The 6,577-nt window shown below is 57.5% G+C and carries 8 protein-coding genes and 1 pseudogene; 8 read left to right on the top strand and 1 reads right to left on the bottom strand.

The genetic code is table 11. The annotated features are described in order from the left end of the window. The first annotated feature begins 232 nt into the window (after positions 1–232). Positions 233–1,036: an aminoglycoside O-phosphotransferase APH(3'')-Ib gene (gene aph(3'')-Ib, locus SIK97_RS00780; RefSeq protein ID WP_001082319.1), complete on the top strand. Its 804-nt coding sequence runs from the start codon at positions 233–235 to the stop codon at positions 1,034–1,036. Further along, entirely contained in the window at positions 1,036–1,872 is an 837-nt protein-coding gene (locus tag SIK97_RS00775; protein WP_000480968.1) for an aminoglycoside O-phosphotransferase APH(6)-Id, read from the top strand. The genes aph(3'')-Ib and SIK97_RS00775 overlap by 1 nt, the downstream gene beginning before the upstream one ends. Here the strand turns inward: SIK97_RS00775 and SIK97_RS00770 are convergent. Further along, complete coding sequence (locus SIK97_RS00770) at positions 1,844–2,881, bottom strand: class 1 integron integrase IntI1 (protein ID WP_032428971.1); 1,038 nt, start codon at positions 2,879–2,881, stop codon at positions 1,844–1,846. The genes SIK97_RS00775 and SIK97_RS00770 overlap by 29 nt on opposite strands. 144 nt (positions 2,882–3,025) lie before the next feature. Between SIK97_RS00770 and dfrA21 the strand changes: the two genes are divergently transcribed. From dfrA21 to SIK97_RS00740, 6 genes and pseudogenes are all read left to right on the top strand, one after another. Then, the gene (gene dfrA21, locus SIK97_RS00765; protein ID WP_004187529.1) at positions 3,026–3,523 is read left to right on the top strand and encodes a trimethoprim-resistant dihydrofolate reductase DfrA21; all 498 of its coding nucleotides are present in this window, start codon (positions 3,026–3,028) and stop codon (positions 3,521–3,523) included. 186 nt (positions 3,524–3,709) lie between these two features. Continuing rightward, entirely contained in the window at positions 3,710–4,057 is a 348-nt protein-coding gene (locus SIK97_RS00760) for a quaternary ammonium compound efflux SMR transporter QacE delta 1 (protein WP_000679427.1), read from the top strand. After that, positions 4,051–4,890 (top strand): sulfonamide-resistant dihydropteroate synthase Sul1, encoded by an 840-nt coding sequence (sul1, locus tag SIK97_RS00755; protein ID WP_000259031.1) that lies wholly within the window; start codon positions 4,051–4,053, stop codon positions 4,888–4,890. Before SIK97_RS00760 ends, sul1 begins: the two co-directional genes overlap by 7 nt. Before the next feature lie 127 nt (positions 4,891–5,017). After that, positions 5,018–5,518: a GNAT family N-acetyltransferase gene (locus SIK97_RS00750; protein WP_000376623.1), complete on the top strand. Its 501-nt coding sequence runs from the start codon at positions 5,018–5,020 to the stop codon at positions 5,516–5,518. A 320-nt stretch (positions 5,519–5,838) separates the two neighbouring features. Further along, a pseudogene (locus tag SIK97_RS00745) lies at positions 5,839–5,907 on the top strand (EAL domain-containing protein); the annotation flags it as partial. Positions 5,908–6,024: 117 nt separating this feature from the next. Continuing rightward, positions 6,025–6,577, top strand: a 553-nt coding sequence (locus SIK97_RS00740) for an IS6-like element IS6100 family transposase (protein WP_057172366.1), incomplete at its 3' end; no start/stop codon positions are given.

Genomic DNA, 6,577 nt, shown 5'->3' with positions numbered 1-6,577 from the left:
GTGTATCTACCTTAACTTAATGATTTTGATAAAAATCATTAGGGGATTCATCAGCACTCGGCTGGAAATCGCCGGTGGCATTTGAGAAAAAAGCCGCTTAAAATGAGAGATAGACCGGAACACAACCGGTGCAAGACCATGGAAAGCATGTTCTCGGACTTACGTAGCAACTCGTTTCTTTTCGCAGGTTGAGCCACCTCCGCGCTTCATCAGAAAACTGAAGGAACCTCCATTGAATCGAACTAATATTTTTTTTGGTGAATCGCATTCTGACTGGTTGCCTGTCAGAGGCGGAGAATCTGGTGATTTTGTTTTTCGACGTGGTGACGGGCATGCCTTCGCGAAAATCGCACCTGCTTCCCGCCGCGGTGAGCTCGCTGGAGAGCGTGACCGCCTCATTTGGCTCAAAGGTCGAGGTGTGGCTTGCCCCGAGGTGATCAACTGGCAGGAGGAACAGGAGGGTGCATGCTTGGTGATAACGGCAATTCCGGGAGTACCGGCGGCTGATCTGTCTGGAGCGGATTTGCTCAAAGCGTGGCCGTCAATGGGGCAGCAACTTGGCGCTGTTCACAGCCTATCGGTTGATCAATGTCCGTTTGAGCGCAGGCTGTCGCGAATGTTCGGACGCGCCGTTGATGTGGTGTCCCGCAATGCCGTCAATCCCGACTTCTTACCGGACGAGGACAAGAGTACGCCGCAGCTCGATCTTTTGGCTCGTGTCGAACGAGAGCTACCGGTGCGGCTCGACCAAGAGCGCACCGATATGGTTGTTTGCCATGGTGATCCCTGCATGCCGAACTTCATGGTGGACCCTAAAACTCTTCAATGCACGGGTCTGATCGACCTTGGGCGGCTCGGAACAGCAGATCGCTATGCCGATTTGGCACTCATGATTGCTAACGCCGAAGAGAACTGGGCAGCGCCAGATGAAGCAGAGCGCGCCTTCGCTGTCCTATTCAATGTATTGGGGATCGAAGCCCCCGACCGCGAACGCCTTGCCTTCTATCTGCGATTGGACCCTCTGACTTGGGGTTGATGTTCATGCCGCCTGTTTTTCCTGCTCATTGGCACGTTTCGCAACCTGTTCTCATTGCGGACACCTTTTCCAGCCTCGTTTGGAAAGTTTCATTGCCAGACGGGACTCCTGCAATCGTCAAGGGATTGAAACCTATAGAAGACATTGCTGATGAACTGCGCGGGGCCGACTATCTGGTATGGCGCAATGGGAGGGGAGCAGTCCGGTTGCTCGGTCGTGAGAACAATCTGATGTTGCTCGAATATGCCGGGGAGCGAATGCTCTCTCACATCGTTGCCGAGCACGGCGACTACCAGGCGACCGAAATTGCAGCGGAACTAATGGCGAAGCTGTATGCCGCATCTGAGGAACCCCTGCCTTCTGCCCTTCTCCCGATCCGGGATCGCTTTGCAGCTTTGTTTCAGCGGGCGCGCGATGATCAAAACGCAGGTTGTCAAACTGACTACGTCCACGCGGCGATTATAGCCGATCAAATGATGAGCAATGCCTCGGAACTGCGTGGGCTACATGGCGATCTGCATCATGAAAACATCATGTTCTCCAGTCGCGGCTGGCTGGTGATAGATCCCGTCGGTCTGGTCGGTGAAGTGGGCTTTGGCGCCGCCAATATGTTCTACGATCCGGCTGACAGAGACGACCTTTGTCTCGATCCTAGACGCATTGCACAGATGGCGGACGCATTCTCTCGTGCGCTGGACGTCGATCCGCGTCGCCTGCTCGACCAGGCGTACGCTTATGGGTGCCTTTCCGCAGCTTGGAACGCGGATGGAGAAGAGGAGCAACGCGATCTAGCTATCGCGGCCGCGATCAAGCAGGTGCGACAGACGTCATACTAGATATCAAGCGACTTCTCCTATCCCCTGGGAACACATCAATCTTACCGGAGAATATCGTTGGCCAAAGCCTTAGCGTAGGATTTCGCCCTCTCCCGCAAACGACCCCGAGCAGATCCTGCACGGTTCGAATGTCGTAACCGCTGCGGAGCAAGGCCGTCGCGAACGAGTGGCGGAGGGTGTGCGGTGTGGCGGGCTTCGTGATGCCTGCTTGTTCTACGGCACGTTTGAAGGCGCGCTGAAAGGTCTGGTCATACATGTGATGGCGACGCACGACACCGCTCCGTGGATCGGTCGAATGCGTGTGCTGCGCAAAAACCCAGAACCACGGCCAGGAATGCCCGGCGCGCGGATACTTCCGCTCAAGGGCGTCGGGAAGCGCAACGCCGCTGCGGCCCTCGGCCTGGTCCTTCAGCCACCATGCCCGTGCACGCGACAGCTGCTCGCGCAGGCTGGGTGCCAAGCTCTCGGGTAACATCAAGGCCCGATCCTTGGAGCCCTTGCCCTCCCGCACGATGATCGTGCCGTGATCGAAATCCAGATCCTTGACCCGCAGTTGCAAACCCTCACTGATCCGCATGCCCGTTCCATACAGAAGCTGGGCGAACAAACGATGCTCGCCTTCCAGAAAACCGAGGATGCGAACCACTTCATCCGGGGTCAGCACCACCGGCAAGCGCCGCGACGGCCGAGGTCTTCCGATCTCCTGAAGCCAGGGCAGATCCGTGCACAGCACCTTGCCGTAGAAGAACAGCAAGGCCGCCAATGCCTGACGATGCGTGGAGACCGAAACCTTGCGCTCGTTCGCCAGCCAGGACAGAAATGCCTCGACTTCGCTGCTGCCCAAGGTTGCCGGGTGACGCACACCGTGGAAACGGATGAAGGCACGAACCCAGTTGACATAAGCCTGTTCGGTTCGTAAACTGTAATGCAAGTAGCGTATGCGCTCACGCAACTGGTCCAGAACCTTGACCGAACGCAGCGGTGGTAACGGCGCAGTGGCGGTTTTCATGGCTTGTTATGACTGTTTTTTTGTACAGTCTATGCCTCGGGCATCCAAGCAGCAAGCGCGTTACGCCGTGGGTCGATGTTTGATGTTATGGAGCAGCAACGATGTTACGCAGCAGGGCAGTCGCCCTAAAACAAAGTTAGCCGTATGAACCCGGAATCGGTCCGCATTTATCTGGTCGCTGCCATGGGTGCCAATCGGGTTATTGGCAATGGTCCCGATATCCCCTGGAAAATCCCAGGTGAGCAGAAGATTTTTCGCAGGCTCACCGAGAGCAAAGTGGTCGTTATGGGCCGCAAGACATTTGAGTCCATAGGCAAGCCCTTACCAAACCGCCACACAGTGGTGCTCTCGCGCCAAGCTCGTTATAGCGCTCCTGGTTGTGCAGTTGTTTCAACGCTGTCACAGGCTATCGCCATCGCAGCCGAACACGGCAAAGAACTCTACGTAGCCGGCGGAGCCGAGGTATATGCGCTGGCGCTACCGCATGCCAACGGCGTCTTTCTATCTGAGGTACATCAAACCTTTGAGGGTGACGCCTTCTTCCCAGTGCTTAACGCAGCAGAATTCGAGGTTGTCTCATCCGAAACCATTCAAGGCACAATCACGTACACGCACTCCGTCTATGCGCGTCGTAACGGCTAACAAGTCCGTCAACGGGACACCCAAATGCTGCGCATTTGGGTTCCCTCGGCTGCGCCTCGGCGCCCGTTACGTCCAACGTTAGATGCACTAAGCACATAATTGCTCACAGCCAAACTATCAGGTCAAGTCTGCTTTTATTATTTTTAAGCGTGCATAATAAGCCCTACACAAATTGGGAGATATATCATGAAAGGCTGGCTTTTTCTTGTTATCGCAATAGTTGGCGAAGTAATCGCAACATCCGCATTAAAATCTAGCGAGGGCTTTACTAAGCTTGCCCCTTCCGCCGTTGTCATAATCGGTTATGGCATCGCATTTTATTTTCTTTCTCTGGTTCTGAAATCCATCCCTGTCGGTGTTGCTTATGCAGTCTGGTCGGGACTCGGCGTCGTCATAATTACAGCCATTGCCTGGTTGCTTCATGGGCAAAAGCTTGATGCGTGGGGCTTTGTAGGTATGGGGCTCATAATTGCTGCCTTTTTGCTCGCCCGATCCCCATCGTGGAAGTCGCTGCGGAGGCCGACGCCATGGTGACGGTGTTCGGCATTCTGAATCTCACCGAGGACTCCTTCTTCGATGAGAGCCGGCGGCTAGACCCCGCCGGCGCTGTCACCGCGGCGATCGAAATGCTGCGAGTCGGATCAGACGTCGTGGATGTCGGACCGGCCGCCAGCCATCCGGACGCGAGGCCTGTATCGCCGGCCGATGAGATCAGACGTATTGCGCCGCTCTTAGACGCCCTGTCCGATCAGATGCACCGTGTTTCAATCGACAGCTTCCAACCGGAAACCCAGCGCTATGCGCTCAAGCGCGGCGTGGGCTACCTGAACGATATCCAAGGATTTCCTGACCCTGCGCTCTATCCCGATATTGCTGAGGCGGACTGCAGGCTGGTGGTTATGCACTCAGCGCAGCGGGATGGCATCGCCACCCGCACCGGTCACCTTCGACCCGAAGACGCGCTCGACGAGATTGTGCGGTTCTTCGAGGCGCGGGTTTCCGCCTTGCGACGGAGCGGGGTCGCTGCCGACCGGCTCATCCTCGATCCGGGGATGGGATTTTTCTTGAGCCCCGCACCGGAAACATCGCTGCACGTGCTGTCGAACCTTCAAAAGCTGAAGTCGGCGTTGGGGCTTCCGCTATTGGTCTCGGTGTCGCGGAAATCCTTCTTGGGCGCCACCGTTGGCCTTCCTGTAAAGGATCTGGGTCCAGCGAGCCTTGCGGCGGAACTTCACGCGATCGGCAATGGCGCTGACTACGTCCGCACCCACGCGCCTGGAGATCTGCGAAGCGCAATCACCTTCTCGGAAACCCTCGCGAAATTTCGCAGTCGCGACGCCAGAGACCGAGGGTTAGATCATGCCTAGCATTCACCTTCCGGCCGCCCGCTAGCGGACCCTGGTCAGGTTCCGCGAAGGTGGGCGCAGACATGCTGGGCTCGTCAGGATCAAACTGCACTATGAGGCGGCGGTTCATACCGCGCCAGGGGAGCGAATGGACAGCGAGGAGCCTCCGAACGTTCGGGTCGCCTGCTCGGGTGATATCGACGAGGTTGTGCGGCTGATGCACGACGCTGCGGCGTGGATGTCCGCCAAGGGAACGCCCGCCTGGGACGTCGCGCGGATCGACCGGACATTCGCGGAGACCTTCGTCCTGAGATCCGAGCTCCTAGTCGCGAGTTGCAGCGACGGCATCGTCGGCTGTTGCACCTTGTCGGCCGAGGATCCCGAGTTCTGGCCCGACGCCCTCAAGGGGGAGGCCGCATATCTGCACAAGCTCGCGGTGCGACGGACACATGCGGGCCGGGGTGTCAGCTCCGCGCTGATCGAGGCTTGCCGCCATGCCGCGCGAACGCAGGGGTGCGCCAAGCTGCGGCTCGACTGCCACCCGAACCTGCGTGGCCTATACGAGCGGCTCGGATTCACCCACGTCGACACTTTCAATCCCGGCTGGGATCCAACCTTCATCGCAGAACGCCTAGAACTCGAAATCTAACGTCCGTTCGGGCATCGAGGTCCATGTCGGGGTGGGACGGGCCCGTGGCTTCAAGATCACTTGCAGTCCGACCGCGATGTCTTGGTTGCGCGAGAGGTTGTCGATATCCTCCACTTCCATCATCAACCCTGGATAATGCCGCCGCCGTCATCGCCGCCGACGCCCGTGCCGGGCTTTTCGGGCCTGTCAGGCTTGCTCGGCCTTCAGCCTGCCTGGGCGAGATCTCCGGCGGACGGATTAACGGCGGAGCTTCGCCGCCTTTCGTGCGTGTGAAGGCCGAAGATAGTTCTCTCAAAAACATCCGTTTATGAGAGATACCAAATGTCATTTTCAGAAGACGACTGCACCAGTTGATTGGGCGTAATGGCTGTTGTGCAGCCAGCTCCTGACAGTTCAATATCAGAAGTGATCTGCACCAATCTCGACTATGCTCAATACTCGTGTGGGCTCTGTTGCAAAAATCGTGAAGCTTGAGCATGCTTGGCGGAGATTGGACGGACGGAACGATGACGGATTTCAAGTGGCGCCATTTCCAGGGTGATGTGATCCTGTGGGCGGTGCGCTGGTATTGTCGCTATCCGATCAGCTATCGCGACCTTGAGGAAATGCTGGCGGAACGCGGCATTTCGGTCGACCATACGACGATCTATCGCTGGGTCCAGTGCTACGCCCCGGAGATGGAGAAGCGGCTGCGCTGGTTCTGGCGGCGTGGCTTTGATCCGAGCTGGCGCCTGGATGAAACCTACGTCAAGGTGCGGGGCAAGTGGACCTACCTGTACCGGGCAGTCGACAAGCGGGGCGACACGATCGATTTCTACCTGTCGCCGACCCGCAGCGCCAAGGCAGCGAAGCGGTTCCTGGGCAAGGCCCTGCGAGGCCTGAAGCACTGGGAAAAGCCTGCCACGCTCAATACCGACAAAGCGCCGAGCTATGGTGCAGCGATCACCGAATTGAAGCGCGAAGGAAAGCTGGACCGGGAGACGGCCCACCGGCAGGTGAAGTATCTCAATAACGTGATCGAGGCCGATCACGGAAAGCTCAAGATACTGATCAAGCCGG

The organism is Klebsiella sp. JN_Kp126 (assembly GCF_033843325.1).
Lineage (GTDB): Bacteria > Pseudomonadota > Gammaproteobacteria > Enterobacterales > Enterobacteriaceae > Klebsiella > Klebsiella michiganensis.
Note: the sequence above shows the minus strand (reverse complement) of the source record. Positions and strands in the feature narration are given on the sequence as shown.